13 protein-coding genes are annotated in these 15,229 nt (G+C 73.3%); 4 read left to right on the top strand and 9 right to left on the bottom strand.

Translation table 11 applies throughout. From position 1 onward, the window contains the following. Position 1: 1 nt before the first annotated feature. Both ACZ4SV_RS27105 and ACZ4SV_RS27100 read right to left on the bottom strand, forming a co-directional pair. Positions 2-322: a hypothetical protein gene (locus ACZ4SV_RS27105; protein WP_468007140.1), complete on the bottom strand. Its 321-nt coding sequence runs from the start codon at positions 320-322 to the stop codon at positions 2-4. 130 nt (positions 323-452) lie between these two features. Further along, on the bottom strand, positions 453-2,810 hold the full coding sequence (locus ACZ4SV_RS27100; RefSeq protein ID WP_468007138.1) for an immune inhibitor A domain-containing protein: 2,358 nt from the start codon (positions 2,808-2,810) through the stop codon (positions 453-455). Between the two features lie 359 nt (positions 2,811-3,169). Here ACZ4SV_RS27100 and ACZ4SV_RS27095 point away from each other — a divergent pair, with 359 nt between their 5' ends. Beyond that, complete coding sequence (locus tag ACZ4SV_RS27095) at positions 3,170-3,406, top strand: hypothetical protein (RefSeq protein ID WP_468007136.1); 237 nt, start codon at positions 3,170-3,172, stop codon at positions 3,404-3,406. A gap of 49 nt (positions 3,407-3,455) precedes the next feature. Here ACZ4SV_RS27095 and ACZ4SV_RS27090 read toward each other — a convergent pair whose 3' ends face one another. Together ACZ4SV_RS27090 and ACZ4SV_RS27085 are read right to left on the bottom strand one after the other, a co-directional pair. Beyond that, entirely contained in the window at positions 3,456-4,205 is a 750-nt protein-coding gene (locus tag ACZ4SV_RS27090) for an RDD family protein (protein ID WP_468007134.1), read from the bottom strand. A 73-nt stretch (positions 4,206-4,278) separates the two neighbouring features. Further along, positions 4,279-5,775 carry an RDD family protein gene (locus tag ACZ4SV_RS27085; RefSeq protein ID WP_468007132.1) on the bottom strand — a complete coding sequence of 499 codons (1,497 nt, stop codon included), beginning with the start codon at positions 5,773-5,775 and terminating at the stop codon, positions 4,279-4,281. A gap of 234 nt (positions 5,776-6,009) precedes the next feature. On the opposite strand from ACZ4SV_RS27085, the gene ACZ4SV_RS27080 reads away from it, so the two are divergent. Beyond that, positions 6,010-6,423 carry an SsgA family sporulation/cell division regulator gene (locus ACZ4SV_RS27080; RefSeq protein ID WP_365883200.1) on the top strand — a complete coding sequence of 138 codons (414 nt, stop codon included), beginning with the start codon at positions 6,010-6,012 and terminating at the stop codon, positions 6,421-6,423. Between the two features lie 17 nt (positions 6,424-6,440). On the opposite strand, the gene ACZ4SV_RS27075 is transcribed toward ACZ4SV_RS27080, so the two are convergent. Further along, on the bottom strand, positions 6,441-7,847 hold the full coding sequence (locus ACZ4SV_RS27075) for an FAD-binding oxidoreductase (protein WP_468007347.1): 1,407 nt from the start codon (positions 7,845-7,847) through the stop codon (positions 6,441-6,443). Between the two features lie 92 nt (positions 7,848-7,939). Here ACZ4SV_RS27075 and ACZ4SV_RS27070 point away from each other — a divergent pair, with 92 nt between their 5' ends. Then, positions 7,940-9,427 (top strand): tetratricopeptide repeat protein, encoded by a 1,488-nt coding sequence (locus tag ACZ4SV_RS27070; RefSeq protein ID WP_468007130.1) that lies wholly within the window; start codon positions 7,940-7,942, stop codon positions 9,425-9,427. 3 nt (positions 9,428-9,430) lie between these two features. On the opposite strand, the gene hppD is transcribed toward ACZ4SV_RS27070, so the two are convergent. After that, positions 9,431-10,579 (bottom strand): 4-hydroxyphenylpyruvate dioxygenase, encoded by a 1,149-nt coding sequence (gene hppD, locus ACZ4SV_RS27065; protein ID WP_468007128.1) that lies wholly within the window; start codon positions 10,577-10,579, stop codon positions 9,431-9,433. Positions 10,580-10,701: 122 nt separating this feature from the next. On the opposite strand from hppD, the gene ACZ4SV_RS27060 reads away from it, so the two are divergent. Continuing rightward, positions 10,702-11,190, top strand: coding sequence for an Lrp/AsnC family transcriptional regulator (locus tag ACZ4SV_RS27060; protein ID WP_468007126.1), 489 nt, complete (start codon positions 10,702-10,704; stop codon positions 11,188-11,190). Between the two features lie 111 nt (positions 11,191-11,301). On the opposite strand, the gene ACZ4SV_RS27055 is transcribed toward ACZ4SV_RS27060, so the two are convergent. The 3 genes from ACZ4SV_RS27055 to ACZ4SV_RS27045 all read right to left on the bottom strand — a co-directional run bounded on the left by ACZ4SV_RS27055 (position 11,302) and on the right by ACZ4SV_RS27045 (position 14,914). After that, a complete protein-coding gene (locus ACZ4SV_RS27055) occupies positions 11,302-12,093 on the bottom strand; it encodes a S16 family serine protease (RefSeq protein WP_468007124.1) in 792 nt (263 codons plus the stop codon). Positions 12,094-12,167: 74 nt separating this feature from the next. Continuing rightward, positions 12,168-12,809: an IclR family transcriptional regulator gene (locus ACZ4SV_RS27050; protein WP_365878707.1), complete on the bottom strand. Its 642-nt coding sequence runs from the start codon at positions 12,807-12,809 to the stop codon at positions 12,168-12,170. A 305-nt stretch (positions 12,810-13,114) separates the two neighbouring features. Then, a complete protein-coding gene (locus ACZ4SV_RS27045; RefSeq protein WP_365878705.1) occupies positions 13,115-14,914 on the bottom strand; it encodes a DEAD/DEAH box helicase in 1,800 nt (599 codons plus the stop codon). Positions 14,915-15,229 lie beyond the last annotated feature (315 nt).

Raw genomic sequence — 15,229 nt, 5'->3', positions numbered from 1 at the left:
CCTAGCGGACCACGACCGGTCCCCGCAGCAGCGCCCGGATCGGGCGCCAGGGCTCGTTCCCCGGGACGGCGTCGCCGGTGTGGTCCGTGCGCCATATCAGGCCGTCGGGATGGTGCAGGACCGCCGTGATCTCGTCCGGCGTCGGAGGCGCGGCGTTCCCCCGGAGGTAGACCGCCCGCAGGCCCAGGTTGCGCAGCCTGGTCAGGGCCCGGGCGCGGTTGCGGGCGTGCACCAGGATCCGCACCCCGGCGGCGCCGTACGGCAGGTTCAGCGCCACCACCACCGTGCCGTTCGGCAGCTTGCTGAAGCCTCCAGCGGCCATGCGGTCACCTCTCCGTTCCGGTCGGTCCGGCCGGTGTCAATAAGCGGTCCACAGGACGCACCTAAACACGAACGGCGGCGACCCGCCAGGGGGCCGCCGCCGATACGTCTGTGACCTGCAGTGATGGGGACTACTTCACCGCGGGGCCGACCTTCAGGGAGATCGTCGAGCCGTCCTTGGCCTCCTTGACGATCGTGATCTTGGTGTTGGTGTCAGTGACCTTCACCCCGCCCGTCGGGTTCGACGGGTCGTAGTAGGCGCTGGCGTGGTCGTTGAAGACGCCGACTCCCTTGGAGCCCTTGGTCTTCAGCGCGACGTCGGCCTTGTGCAGGGTGATGCCGTCCGTGGCGTAGAGGCTGAACGGCGAGTCGTAGGCCTGGACGCGGTTGCGCAGCAGCGTGCCGTCGGCCCACTTCAGCGCCTTCGGGTGCGAGTCGACCGGCAGGATCAGGCCGGTGCCCGGGTGGCCGTTGGTGCTGTTGGTGTTGTTGTCCGCCTGAGAGGTGTCCCACTTCCAGATCAGCAGGCCGTTCTGGTACGGGTAGTGCTCCACCCAGTCCGGACGCGACGTGAAGCCGAAGTTGTACGGGCCCGTCTTCAGCGTCTTGTCGTACGACACGTACTGGCGGTTCTCGGCGAGGTAGTACTGCTTGTAGTCCTTGGTGAAGGACGCGCCGATGCGGGAGAAGCCGTTCGCGGCCCAGCCGGCGTCCGCCTTCTCGGCGTCGTCCGAGAACAGCGGGGTGCCGTCGGCGGTCACGGTGATCTCGTCGGCCGTGAAGCCGTTCTCCGCGACACCGCCGTCGGTGGCGTAGCGGAAGCGCAGGTCGATCTTCTTGCCCGCGTAGGCGTCGAGCGGGAACGCCAGCTTCTTGTGCGTCTGCGAGAAGCCGCTCAGCGCCGGCTTGCCGCTGGCGTCACGCGGGAGGGCCTGGCCGTCGGCCGTGCCGTCCAGGGCGGTCCAGTTGGCGCCGCCGTCGGTCGACACCTCGGTGTAGACGTAGTCGTAGCCGTCCTCGGTGGCCCACCAGCCGTCCAGGGTGAGGCTCGCCGAGGTCTTGCCGGTCAGGTCCACCGACCGGGTCAGCGTGTTCTTCAGGTCGTTGCCGCTGCCGCTCCACCACTGCGCCGAGCCCTGCGCGGGCTGGGTGATCGTGGTGGTGACCGCCTTGTCCGGGAGGTTGACCACGAGGGCCTGCTTGTCCCAGGTGTTGTACTCGGCGAGGCCCAGCTTGTGCGTGGACTGCTTGCCGGCCGTGGCGGTGTCGTAGTTCAGCCAGCCGAGCTGGAGCTTGTCCCAGGCGTTCATGTCGCCGGGCAGGTCGCCGATGGCGTCCTTGCCCCGGCCGAGCCAGGAACCGGAGGACATCAGGGTCCAGAAACCGGTGGAGTTGTCGCCGCCGGCGGTGTCGTACTCGTCCGGCAGGCCGAGGTCGTGGCCGTACTCGTGGGCGTAGACGCCCAGGCCGCCGTTCTCGGGCTGGATGGTGTAGTCGCCGACCCAGATGCCGGTGTCGCCGACCTGGGTACCGCCCAGCTTGTTGTTCTGCGGGCCGGTGGCGCCGGCGTCGGTGCCGAAGGCGTACCAGCGGTGGGCCCAGATGGCGTCGGTGCCCTGCGCGCCGCCGCCGGCGGACTCGTCCTCACCGGCGTGCACGATCTGGAAGTGGTCGACGTAGCCGTCCGGCTCGTTGAAGTTGCCGTCGCCGTCGTAGTCGTAGCGGTCCCACTGGTCGTACTGGGCGAGGTCCTTCTTGATGTCGGCGTCGGTGCGGCCGGCCGCCTTCTGCTGGGCGACCCAGGCGCTCAGACCGTCGCTGACGACGTTCCAGACGCTGGAGCAGTTGGTCGAGCCGCAGGCGTTGTTGCCGTAACGGGCCTCGTTGTACGGGACCTTGACCCAGTCCGTGACCTCGCCGGTGACCGAGTAGCGGCCCGAGGACTGCTTCTCGTAGTACTTCTTCAGCGACTCGGTCTTCTTGCCGGTGCCGAAGTAGAGATCCTGGTAGTGCTTCTGGTCGTAGTCCTTCTGCCAGGCCGTGGAGTTGTCCTTGGCGCGGTCCGGCGCGGCGATCCGGTTGTGCAGCGGGCCCGCGGCGCCGCCGTACTTGGGGTCGGTCTTGTCGCCGAACTCCACCAGGATCGTGAAGATCTTGTCGGTCTTCTCGCGGCCCAGCTCGACGTACTTGCTCTTGCCCTTGCCGCTCTTGAGCTTGACGACCTTGGAGCCGTTGCGCTCCTGAGTGGTGGCCTTGCCCGATATGAGCTGCTTCAGGGCCTCCTCGCGCTGGGCGTCCTGGGTCTTGCTCAGGGGGCCGTCCAGGTCGTGCTTCCGCTGCTTCACCGGTGCCGGGTCGTGCCGGTTCGAGGCGGCGGGCCGGGCCTGGGTGCTCGCCTCCGCGACGGCGTACGTCGCGAACGTGGCAGAGGCCGCGGCGAGGGTCACGCCCATGGCGGCCGCTCTGAACGTCCAGGATCTGCTGGTCACTTGAGTTCCTCCCCCGCGCCGCGCACACGGACAGGGGGTTCCGGGTAATGGAGGAATCCGTGCGCGCACGATCAACGCGTGTAGTCAAGTGACGACATTTGACTAGAGGTCTGACGGAAAAGACAGACCTTGACTTGAGCAGGACAAGTGCACTATGCGGAGCCGACGTTCGCTTTACGGACAGGTGTCCTCGGGCGGCAACGGCGGCCGACCGGCGCGACGTTGACTCCGTGCGCCCCCCGTGCACCGGTACCGTGGGTCAGGTCACGCTTACCGGGCTTCCCGCTCGGGCATGCACGCCAGGAAAGTCGCACGGCACCCCCGACTCCCGTCCGCAGACTGCCGAGGACACGATGGCCATGCCTCGTCCGACCGTCGCACAGCTCGCCTACGGTGCCTGCACCGTGGTCTTCTCCACGCTCGCCATGCTGGTGCTCTCCCAGACGGGTTCGGGCCCCGGGATCGTCGTCATCGCCCTGGCGGCACTCGCGCTGGGCCTGCTGGTGGCGTGGACCGTCCCGGCGCCCGGGGCGCGCACGGCGCGGGGGTCCGCCGCGGCCGTGGCGGACGAGGAGCGCGTGCCCTCGTCCCTGTGACCGGCGCGGGGTGCGGCGGCGCGGGACGCGGGCGCCGGCGGCGCCGTGCTCAACGGGTGGCGACCACCACCGTCTTGGCCGCCTTGTCGTGCAGACCCTGTTTGTACGGCTTGTCGAAGAAGCTCCAGCCGCCCGAGACCGCCGTCCACACGCAGGCGCAGCAGAAGGCGAACGGCACCCACAGCACCAGGGCGCGCAGCAGCGAGGTGCGCACGGACGGGGTGGCGCCGTCCGCGAGGTTGGCCACCCGCAGGCCCAGCCACTTCTTGCCCAGGGTCTGCCCCGACCTGCTGGTCGTGAAGGTGTCGTAGGCGATGTAGAGCACGGCCGCGATGACGGACTGGGCGAGGGAGCGGCCCACCTCGACGCGGTCGCCGTCGACGGTGTACTCGCGCACGCCGAACACCCAGGTGAGCAGCCAGACGACGATGCCGACCAGGATCATGTCCAGGATCCGCGCGACGGTCCGCTTGCCGCTGTCGGCGAGCGGGGGCATGCCGGCCAGCGGATCGGCGGGGTAGCCGCCGGCTCCGGACCCGTAGGGGCCCGCACCGTACGGGCCGCCGCCCTGCGGACCTGAGCCGTACGGGCCGCCGCCCTGCGGACCTCCGCCGTAAGGGCTGCCCCCGTACGGGCTGCCGCCGTAGGGGCCGGTGCCGTAGGGCGGCGGCTGCTGCTGGTCGCCGCCGTGCGGGCTGTCGTACGGCGAGCCCGGTCCCTGGTCCGACGGGGGCCGCTTCCTGAACGGGTCGTCCTCGGGGGGCTGCTCTCCGGAGCCGGGGGGCGGTTCGCTGCTCATGGCCCGAGTGGAACCCGGGGGCCGCGGCCGCGCATCCGGCAGACGGCCGTACGGAGTACGCGCCCGCCCCGCCTCAGCCCGCGACGAACGTGTGCGCCGCCTTGTCGTGCCAGCACTGGTGCCAGGGCCGGTCGAACAGGCACCACAGCACGCCCACGATCCCGACGACCAGCAGCCCCGGCACGCTGAACACCAGCCAGCGGCGCAGCGCCGGGCCGAACGCCGGCGGCTCGTGCCCCTCGATGTCCCGTACCTGAAGACCGCACACCTTCTTGCCGAGGGTGCGGCCCCACTTGGCGGTGGGCAGCACCTCGTACAGGACGCCGGCGAGCAGCAGGACCGCGAGGACGATACCGAGGCTGGTGCCGGTCTGGCCGTCCACCAGCCACACGGTGACCTCGTGGCCGGAGAGCCGGGCCGCGTCGATCTTCTGCTGGACGTGGTCCGCGGCCCGCAGGCCGAGCGGGACCGCGGCGGCGGCCGTCACGGCGCCCACCACCAGCAGGTCGATCAGCCGCGCGGCGCACCGCCTGCCGAGCCCGGCGGGGCGGGCGGCGGCCTGCCGGCGCGCGGCGGCCTGGAAGAGGTCCTCCACCGGCGGCTTCCAGGGCGCCAGGGGCTGTTCGTCCCCGCCCCCGGCGAGCTGGTGCACCTGCTGCGCCCAGGACGCCTGACCGCCGCCGGGTCCGGTGGTCAGCGGGGTGACGGGAGCGGCGCCCTGGACGGGACCGGCCTGCTGCGGCACCGCGGCGCCCGGCGCGGGCTGCGCCACGGGAGGCGGCTGGGGCGCGGGGGCCGCCGGCGGGGTCTGCGCGGCGGCGGCCCGGGCCGCGGCGGCCTTGCCGGCGCCGAACCCCTGGTGCGCGGGCGCGCCGGCCGGTCCCTGGGGGCCGAAGCCGGCGGCCGGGCCGCTCCCGGCGCCGGGCGGGCCCGCGGGGTCGGCGGGCACCGGGCGGATGATCAACGTGCCGTCGTCGGCGGGGGCGGCCGCCGGGCCGGGGACCGGGCGCCGGAAGACGAACGTGCCGGGGTCCGGGGCGCCGCCTCCGTCGGCGGGCGCCGCGGTGCCGTCGGTGCGGGCGGTGCCCTGGCCGGCGGCCCCCGGGCCCTGGGCCGGCACCCGCGGGTCCGCGCCCCGGGCCCCCGCGGGCGCGGCGTCCGCGCCGTAACCGGCCGGCTGGGCGGACCGGCTCCACTGCGCGCCCTGCGCCGCCTGGCCGGCCGGGGCCGGCCGGCCCGCCTGCACGGCCTGGCCGGCCCGGGTCCACGGGCCGGGCGAGCCGGTCCCGTCCGCCCGCGCCGCGGGTTCCGGGTGGCCGGTCTCGAGCCGGCCGTCCAGGGCGGGCGGGTCCTCGTCGAAGAAGTGAGGACCCGTCTCCTCCACGGACGGGACGGCCGGATGGACGCCGGACGGCGGGCTGAGCGGCTCGCCGTCCCGCGGCGCCGGGCGGCTGGTGCCGGGCACCCAGGAGGCGCCGTTCCAGTACCGGACGTAGCCGGGGATGGACGGGTCCGGGTAGTAGCCCTCGCGGGGCCTGTCGTCACCGGGTGCCGGGGTTGGGGCGCTCATGTCCGTCGTCCCGTATCTGCTCGGAGGTGGTAGGGGGCCTCCACATCTATCAGACACGGGCAGTCCGCAGCGCCAGTCCGGCAGGAGCCAATCCTTTCCGGGCAACGCCGTGCCCGCCTCGCACGTACTGCCGAAAAAGAATTCCCCCCACTCGCGTAATGCCCCGGCCCGCGCCGCCTCTCCCCGGGCACGGGCCCGGCCGAAGCGGCCCCGGCAGGAAAGGAAACGCAGGTCATGCAGCACATCGTGGTGGAGCGCGAACTGGAACTCGAACTGGTCCTGTCCCCCGGGCACAGCGTCCCGGTACCGGCCCGGCTCGGCTACCGCTCCGACGATCCCTACGCCGTCCACATCGCCTTCCACATCGACTCCGACCACCCCGTCCACTGGACGTTCGCCCGCGAACTGCTGGTGGAAGGGGTGTTCCGGCCGTGCGGGCACGGCGATGTGCGGGTGTGGCCGTCACGCGCGGACGGGCGCGCGGTCGTCCTGATGGCGCTGAGTTCCCCGGCCGGCGACGCGCTGCTCCAGGCGCCGGTGCCGCAGGTGTCGGCCTGGCTGGAGCGGACGCTGCGGGCGGTGCCGCCGGGCACGGAGGGCGGGCAGCCGGGCCTGGACGACGCCCTCGACCAGTTGCTCGCCCGGTGAGGTGCGCGCGCCCGGGCTCAGAACAGCTTGCCCGGGTTGAGGATGCCCAGCGGGTCGAAGACCTGCTTCACCGCCCGCTGCATCTCCACGCCGACCGGGCCGATCTCCCGGGCCAGCCACTCCTTCTTCAGCAGGCCGACCCCGTGTTCGCCGGTGATGGTGCCGCCCAGTTCCAGGCCGAGGGCCATGATCTCGTCGAAGGAGGCGCGGGCCCGGCGGGACTCGTCCGGGTCGCCGGCGTCGAAGCAGACGGTGGGGTGCGTGTTGCCGTCGCCGGCGTGCGCGCAGACCCCGATCGTCAGGCCGTGCTTCGCCGCGATCCGCTCGACGCCGGCCAGCATCTCGCCGAGCCGGGAGCGCGGCACGCACACGTCGTCGATCATCGTCGTGCCCTTGACCGCCTCCAGCGCGGTCAGCGACAGCCGCCGGGCCTGGAGCAGCAGTTCGGACTCGGCGGCGTCCTCGGCCGGGACGACCTGGGTGGCGCCGGCGGCCTCGCACAGGGCGGCGACGGCGGCGAGGTCGGCGGCCGGGTCCGGGGTGTCGAACGCGGCCAGCAGCAGCGCCTCGGTGGTCTCGGGCAGGCCCATGTGGGCGAGGTCGTTGACCGCCTTGACGGTCGTACGGTCCATCAGTTCGAGGAGGGACGGGACGTGGCCGCCCGCCATGATGCGGCAGACGGCGTCGCAGGCGGCGGCCGCGGAGGCGAACTCGGCGGCCAGCACGAGCTGCCGGGGCGGTTTGGGCCGCAGCGCCAGCACCGCCCGTACGACGATGCCGAGGGTGCCCTCGGAGCCGACGAACAGCCGGGTGAGGTCGTAGCCCGCGACGCCCTTCGCGGTGCGGCGGCCGGTGGACAGCAGGCGGCCGTCGGCGAGGACGACGTCCAGACCGAGGACGTACTCGGCGGTCACGCCGTACTTGACGCAGCACAGGCCGCCGGAGGCGGTGCCGATGTTGCCGCCGATGGTGCACGTCTCCCAGCTCGAGGGGTCCGGCGGGTAGTACAGGCCGTGTTCCCCGACCGCGCGGGAGAGCGTCGCGTTGATCACGCCCGGTTCGACCACGGCGATCCGGTCGACGGGGCTGATCTCCAGGATGCGGTCCATCTTGGTGAGGGACAGCACGACACAGCCGTCGGTGGCGTTGGCGCCGCCGGACAGGCCGGTGCGGGCGCCCTGCGGGACGACGGGCACGCGCAGCTCGGTGGCGGTGCGCATGACGTGCTGCACCTGCTCGACGGTGCGCGGCAGGACCACGGCCGCGGGAGCGCCGGCCGGGCAGAAGCCGGCCATGTCGCCGGCGTAGGAGGCGGTGACGTCCGGGTCGGTCAGGACGGCCTCGGGCGGCAGGCCGGCCAGGAGCCGGTCGGTGAGGCCACCCGTGTGCGCGTCGCTCGGCACTTCGATACGGCTCATGATCACAGCGTGGCACTCGCGGCCATCGGTGTGAACCCCGCCCGCGCCGTCCTTGGGCCACCCGGATGTGCTCGTCATATTGACGCACAGTGAGCGCCATGGACAACCGGCAGAGCGTGGGCACGTCCCTGATCTCCGAGCGGCCGGCGGCACGCCGGTCCCGGCGGGTGCTGCGGTGGGTGCTGGTCGTCGCGCTGGCGGGCGGTGCGGCCGCGGGCGCGGCGCTGGCGCTGCTGCCCGGGGAGCCGCAGCCGCGGCGGGCGGCCCGGCCGCCCGCCGCCGGCCCGCAGGCAGGGCCCCGGGCCCAGGCGCGGGACCAGGCGCAGGCGCTGACGGCGGTGACCTACGGCGTGCCGGCCGCGCTGCCCGGCCTGACGGCGCTGATCGGACGGCAGGAGCAGCGGGTGCGGGAGCAGCCCGAGGATGCCCGGGCCTGGGCGGTGCTGGGGGCGGCGTACACGGAGCGGGGCCGCCGGGCGGGTGACGCGGCGGACTATCCCAAGGCCGAGCGGGCGCTGCGGGCCTCGCTCCAGGTGCGCGGCACGCCGGGCACCGAGGCGCTGGACGGCCTGGCCGCGCTGGCGCTGGCCCGCCGGGACTTCCCGGCGGCGAAACGATACGGCGAACAGGCGCTGAAGGCGGCGCCGAAGCGCTGGTCGGCGTATCCGCCGCTGATCGACGCCTACACCGGGCTCGGCGACTACGCGAAGGCCCGCGCGGCCCTGGACAAGCTGCTGGCCCTGCGCACCGGCGCGGAGGCACGGCCGGCCGTGCGGGCGCGGGCCGCCGCGGTGTACCGGGACCGGGGCTGGCGGGAGGACGCGGTGGCCCAGCTGACCGACGCGGCCGCCGCCGCCCGCACCCCGGCGGAGCGGGCCGCCTGGCTGGCCGGCGTGGGGCAGCTCGCCTGGGAGCGCGGGGACCTGCCGGAGGCGCTGCGGCACTTCGAGGGCGCGCTGCGGCTCGATCCGGACCAGCGGGCGGCGGCGGCCGGGCGGGCCCGGACGCTGGCCGCGCAGGGCCGTACCGCGGAGGCGCTGGCCGCGTACCAGGCCGCCGTCGCGCGGCAACCGCGCCCGGAGGACCTGCTGGAGCTGGGCGAGCTGTACGAGTCGCTGGGGCAGCGGCAGCCGGCCGAGGAGTCGTACGCGCGGCTGCGGGAGGCGGTGGCGCGGTCGGTGGCGGGCGGGGTCGACGAAGAACTGCTGACCGGGCGGTTCGAGGCGGACCACGGGGACCCGTGGGAGGCCGTGGACCGGCTGGAGGAGGAGTGGCGGCGGCAGCCGGGGACCGAGGTGGCCGACGCGCTGGGCTGGGCGCTGCACCGGACCGGCGCGGACCAGGAGGCGCTGGCGTACGCGACCGCCGCGACGGACAAGACGAAGGGCGGCGGGGTGCGCAGCGCGGCGTACGCGTTCCACCTGGGCATGATCGAGGCGGCGGTGGACCGGACCGGGCCCGCGCGGCGGCATCTGGAGGAGGCGCTGCGGATCAACCCGTACTTCTCGCCGCTGCTGGCGCCGGCGGCCCGGGAGGCACTGCGGGAACTGGGCGGCGTGCCCGACGAGCCGCCGCCCAGCGAGTAGCCGTTACAGGTTGCCCCGCTTGGCCTGCTCGCGCTCGATCGCCTCGAACAGGGCCTTGAAGTTGCCCTTGCCGAAGCCCATCGAGCCGTGCCGTTCGATGAGTTCGAAGAACACGGTCGGCCGGTCCTGCACCGGCTTGGTGAAGATCTGGAGCAGGTAGCCGTCCTCGTCGCGGTCGACGAGGATCTTCAGCTCGCGCAGGGTCTCGACCGGCACCCGGGTCTCGCCGGCCCACTCGCCGAGGGTGTCGTAGTAGGAGTCCGGGGTGTCGAGGAACTCCACGCCGGCGGCGCGCATGGTGCGGACCGTCTGCACGATGTCGTTGGTGTTGAGCGCGATGTGCTGGACGCCGGCGCCGCCGTAGAACTCCAGGTACTCGTCGATCTGGGACTTCTTCTTGGCGATGGCGGGCTCGTTGATCGGGAACTTGACCTTGAGGGTGCCGTCCGCGACCACCTTCGACATCAGCGCGCTGTACTCGGTGGCGATGTCGTCGCCCACGAACTCCTTCATGTTCGTGAAGCCCATGACCTTGTTGTAGAACCCGACCCACTCGTTCATCCGGCCGAGTTCGACGTTGCCGACGCAGTGGTCGACGGCCTGGAAGGTGCGGGCGGCCGGCGGCTCGACGAGCGGCTTCGCCGCGGTGTAGCCGGGCAGGTAGGGGCCGTCGTAGCCGGAGCGGTCGACCAGGGTGTGGCGGGTCTCGCCGTAGGTGGCGATCGCGGCGAGGACGACCGTGCCGTGCTCGTCCTTCACCTCGTACGGCTCGGTGACGCCCCGCGCGCCCTGCTCGACGGCGTACGCGTACGCCGCGCGGGCGTCCGGGACCTCGATGGCCAGGTCGATGACGCCGTCGCCGTGTTCGGCCACGTGCTGGACCAGGAAGTGGCCCCAGGCGGTGGCCGGCTTGATCACCGAGGTGAACACGAACCGGGCGGAGCCGTTCTCCAGTACGTAGCTGGCGGTCTCGCGGCTGCCGTTCTCCGGTCCGGAGTAGGCGACCAGCCGCATGCCGAAGGCGGTGGAGTAGTAGTGCGCCGCCTGCTTGGCGTTGCCCACGGCGAAGACGACCGCGTCCATTCCCTTGACCGGGAAGGGATCGTCCTGCCGGGTGGCCGTGCCGGGAGTGTGCTCTGTGGTCTGCGTCATAGCGGAAGGGTGGCCCCGCTCTGCAAGGTGCGCAATAGTTCGCGAATCCGCTGGGCAATGTGTTCAGTGGTACGCCGGGTCCGGCGGTCTTTCTGTACAGGATGACCATCTCAGGGGGTTCCGTGGCGATCGATCATCTGGACGGCCGGATCATCGTGCTGCTGGCCGAGGAGCCGCGCATCGGTGTGCTGGAGATGTCCCGGCGGCTGGGCGTGGCCCGGGGCACCGTGCAGGCGCGGCTGGACCGCCTCCGGTCCAACGGCGTCATCCGCGGCTTCGGTCCGCAGGTGGAGCCGGCGGCCCTCGGCTATCCGGTCACCGCGTTCGCCACGCTCCAGATCCGGCAGGGCCAGGGCGCGGACGTGCGGGCGCACCTGGCGACCGTGCCGGAGGTGCTGGAACTGCTGACCACCACCGGCAGCGGGGACATGCTGTGCCGGCTGGTGGCCCGTTCCAACGCCGATCTGCAGCGGGTGATCGACCGGGTGATCGCCTTCGACGGCATCGTGCGGGCGTCCACGGCGATCGTCATGGAGAACCCGGTGCCCTTCCGGATCATCCCGCTGGTGGAGCAGGCGGCCGGGGACCGGGCGGAGCAGGAGCCGTCGTGAGGCGGGGCCCCCGCCGGGGAGCCGCCGTGCGGCGGGGCCTCTGCCCGGGAGGCCGCCGTGAGACCGGTCCCCGCCCGGGAGGCCGCCGTGAGGCCGGTCCTCGCCGCGGGTTCAGCAGCTCGGGACCGCGCCCTTGCCCTGCTCCAGCGCCGCCAGTGAGCCGACCGCGCCCTTGAGCGTGGTCACCGGGACCAGCCGCAGCCCCTTCGGCAGTTCGGCCTCGGCGTCGGCGCACTCCGCACGCGGGACCAGGAAGACGGTGGCCCCGTCCCGGCGCGCGGCCTGGGTCTTCAGGGCCACCCCGCCGACCGCGCCGATCCGGCCGTCGGCGTCGATCGTGCCCGTACCGGCGACGGTGCGGCCGCCGGTGAGGTCGCCGCCGCGGCCGTCGCCGTCCAGCTTGTCGATGATGCCGAGCGAGAACAGCAGGCCTGCGCTGGGGCCGCCCACGTCGGCCAGCCGCAGCGAGACCCGGACCCGGCCGGTGCCGAGCCCGAGGTAGCGCAGCGCCGCCTGGGTGGCCGCGTCCTGGGACTGCCGCATCTGCGCCTCGTTGTGCTTCTCGATCTCCTTGACGGTGTCACCGCTCGGGTAGACCGCGTCGCGCGGCATGACGGCCCGGTCGGTGCGGAACCAGTTGCCGGCCACGTCGGCGAGGGAGACCCGGGCGTCCGGGCCGGTCGCCTCGATGGTGGTCATCCGGAGCTGCCCGCTGGTCTTCCGGGTGGCCGCGCCGGACACGGTGATCACCGGGGTGCCCTGGTTCTCGCCGAGCACGTTCGCCGTCATCCCGGGCTGCGCCACCGAGAACGGCAGCGGCGCGAAGACCGCCGTGGCCAGCAGGGCCACGACGGGCGCCGCGCAGACGGCGAGGGCCTGGGGACGTGTGAGACGTGAGAGCACGGGATCAATCTAACGTGACGGAGCGCCGCGCCCGGCACGGTCCCGGCGGCGGCCGGCGCGGGCGCGGCCGCCGGTCAGCGCAGGGCCTCCGCGACCTCACGGGCCGCTTCCATCACCCGCGGTCCGACCCGTTCCGGCACCGCGTCCGCCAGCATCACCACGCCCACGCTGCCCTCGACGCCCGTGACCCCGACCAGCGGCGCGGCGGCCCCGCTCGCCCCGGCCTCCAGTTCGCCGTGCGTGAGGGTGTACCCCGGCCCGGCGGACGGCGTCTGCCGCGCGGCCAGGATCGCCCGGCCCGCGGCGCCCCGGTCCAGGGGATGCCGGAAACCGGCCCGGTAGGCCACGTGGTAGTCGGTCCACGTCGGCTCCACCACCGCGACGGCGAGTGCCTCCGTCCCGTCCACCAGCGTCAGGTGCGCGGTGGCCCCGATGTCCTCGGCTAGCGAGCGCAGCGCGGGCAGCGCGGCCTCCCGCACCAGCGGGTGCACCTGCCGGCCGAGCCGCAGCACCCCGAGGCCCACCCGGGCCCGGCCGCCGAGGTCACGCCGTACCAGCGCGTGCTGTTCGAGGGTGGCGAGCAACCGGTACACCACGGTCCGGTTCACGCCCAGTTTGGTGGACAACTCGGTGACGGTCAGCCCGTGGTCCGTGTCGGCCAGCAGCTTGAGGACACGCAGTCCCCGGTCGAGCGTCTGAGAGGTCTCCGCGGTCACGACGCCCACTCCTTCGGCGGTGAGGGTCGGCGGACCCCCGAGCGGCGGATGCGTCACCGAGTCCCGTCGGCGACGCGCTCCAGAGGCCGCCGATCGGCAGGTCGGCCCGGAGGCTCCGGACCCTGTCGCTTCACGGCTGCGCTCCGCGGCGGCGCTGCCACGGGGCGTATGCGTAGCCGGACAGTAGCGAAGCCGGTTCGCTGAGCGGAAGCCTCCGTCCAGAATCCGGGCAAGGCCAGATCCGGCCTGCCTGCTTTCGTCCGGATACGCACACGGGACCGGGGGCCGGACGCCCTCTGACCGGGTCACTTCATACGGGTGGCCCACTCCTGGACCTTGGCGATCCGCTGCCGTAGCTGTCCCGCCGTGGCCTCCGCGCTCGGCGGCCCGCCGCACACCCGCCGCAGCTCGGTGTGGATCACGCCGTGCGGCTTCCCGCTCTGGTGCACATACGCGCCGACCATCGTGTTGAGCTGCTTGCGCAGCTCCATCAGCTCCTTGTGCGTGACCACCGGGCGCCGCTCGGCGGGCAGCTCCAGCAGGTCGGCGTCGGTGTCCGGCTTCTTCCGGCTGTGCGCGATCTGCCGGGCCTGCCGCTTCTGGAGCAGCAACTGCACCTGCTCGGGCTCCAGCAGGCCCGGGATGCCGAGGTAGTCCTGCTCCTCCTCGCTGCCCGGGTGCGCCTGCATGCCGAACTCGGCGCCGTCGTAGAGCACCCGGTCGAACACGGCGTCGGACTCCAGCGCCTCGAAGGGCAGCATGTCCTGCTCGCCGGTGTCCTCGTCCTGCTGCTGGTTCGCCTCCTCCATCTCCTTCTCGGATTCGGCGTACGGGTCCTCCTCGCCCTCCTTCTTCGGCTTGTCCAGGGCGTGGTCGCGTTCCTTCTCCATCTCGTTGGCGAAGGTCAGCAGGTCGGGCACGGTCGGCAGGAACACGGACGCGGTCTCGCCGCGCCGCCGCGACCGCACGAAACGCCCGACGGCCTGGGCGAAGAACAGCGGGGTCGAGATCGTCGTGGCGTACACGCCCACCGCGAGGCGCGGCACGTCGACGCCCTCGGACACCATGCGCACGGCGACCATCCACCGGTCGTCGCCCGCGCTGAACTCGTCGATCCGCTGCGAGGCGCCGGCGTCGTCGGACAGCACGAGCGTCGCCCTGCTGCCCGTGATCTCCCGGATCAGCTTGGCGTACGCGCGCGCGGAGTCCTGGTCGGAGGCGATGACCAGCGCGCCGGCGTCCGGGATGGCCTTGCGGACCTCGGTCAGCCGCTGGTCGGCGGCGCGCAGCACGCTCGGCATCCAGTCGCCGCGCGGGTCCAGCGCGGTACGCCAGGCCTGGCTGACCGCGTCCTTGGTCATCGGCTCGCCGAGCCGGGCGGCGACCTCGTCACCGGCCTTGGTGCGCCAGCGCATGTTGCCGCTGTAGGAAAGGAAGATCACCGGGCGGACGACGCCGTCCGACAGCGCGGAGCCGTAGCCGTACGTGTAGTCGGCGGAGGACCGCCGGATGCCGTCCTGGCCCTCCTCGTACGTCACGAAGGGGATCGGGTTGGTGTCGGAGCGGAACGGCGTACCGGTCAGGGCCAGCCGCCGGGTGGCCGGCTCGAAGGCCTCCAGGCACGCCTCGCCCCAGGACTTGGAGTCGCCGGCGTGGTGGATCTCGTCCAGGATCACGAGGGTCTTGCGCTGCTCGACCCGGTTGCGGTGCAGCATGGGCCGGACGCCGACACCGGCGTACGTCACGGCGACACCGTCGTACTCCCGGCCGAGCGGGCCCGCGCTGTACTCCGGGTCCAGCTTGATCCCTATCCGGGCCGCGGCCTCGGCCCACTGCTTCTTCAGGTGCTCGGTGGGCGCGACGACGGTCACCTGCTGCACGACGTGGTGGTGCAGCAGCCAGGACGCCAGCGTCAGCGCGAAGGTCGTCTTGCCGGCGCCGGGCGTGGCGACGGCGAGGAAGTCGCGCGGCTGTTCCTGGATGTACTTCTCCATCGCCCCCTGCTGCCAGGCACGCAGCTTGCTGGCGGTACCCCAGGGGGCCCGGCCCGGGAAGGCGGGCGAGAGGTGGTGGGAGGAGGCGGAGGAAGCGGCGGTGGTAGTCACGGTCTCCGGGCATCAGGGTCGGGCGGCTACGTATGACAACCGGGCCACCCTACCGGCGCCGCCACCCGCCCGCCCCGCGGACGAGCCCGGGTCGCCCGCGGGTGGGAGCCACGTCACAGTGGCCCCGGCGGCCCCTCCGGTCACCGGCCCCCCGCCTGCCGGTCACCGGCCCGGCGGCCCCTCCGGTCACCGGCCCCCGCCTGCCGGTCACCGGCCCCGCGCCTGCCGGTCACCGGCCCGGCGGACCCTCCGGTCACCGGCCCCCCGCCTGCCGGTCACCGGCCCGGCGGACCCTCCGGTCACTGGCCCCGCGCC

Source organism: Streptomyces sp. NPDC027672, assembly GCF_055566335.1.
This window is presented reverse-complemented; position numbering and strand designations above follow the sequence as displayed.

Excerpts from the sequence above, each read along its gene's own strand:
- ACZ4SV_RS27105 (WP_468007140.1), bottom strand. The coding sequence starts at position 322 with ATGGCCGCTGGAGGCTTCAGCAAGCTGCCGAACGGCACGGTGGTGGTG.
- ACZ4SV_RS27095 (WP_468007136.1), top strand. The coding sequence starts at position 3,170 with ATGCCTCGTCCGACCGTCGCACAGCTCGCCTACGGTGCCTGCACCGTG.
- ACZ4SV_RS27090 (WP_468007134.1), bottom strand. The coding sequence starts at position 4,205 with ATGAGCAGCGAACCGCCCCCCGGCTCCGGAGAGCAGCCCCCCGAGGAC.
- ACZ4SV_RS27085 (WP_468007132.1), bottom strand. The coding sequence starts at position 5,775 with ATGAGCGCCCCAACCCCGGCACCCGGTGACGACAGGCCCCGCGAGGGC.
- ACZ4SV_RS27080 (WP_365883200.1), top strand. The coding sequence starts at position 6,010 with ATGCAGCACATCGTGGTGGAGCGCGAACTGGAACTCGAACTGGTCCTG.
- ACZ4SV_RS27070 (WP_468007130.1), top strand. The coding sequence starts at position 7,940 with ATGGACAACCGGCAGAGCGTGGGCACGTCCCTGATCTCCGAGCGGCCG.
- hppD (WP_468007128.1), bottom strand. The coding sequence starts at position 10,579 with ATGACGCAGACCACAGAGCACACTCCCGGCACGGCCACCCGGCAGGAC.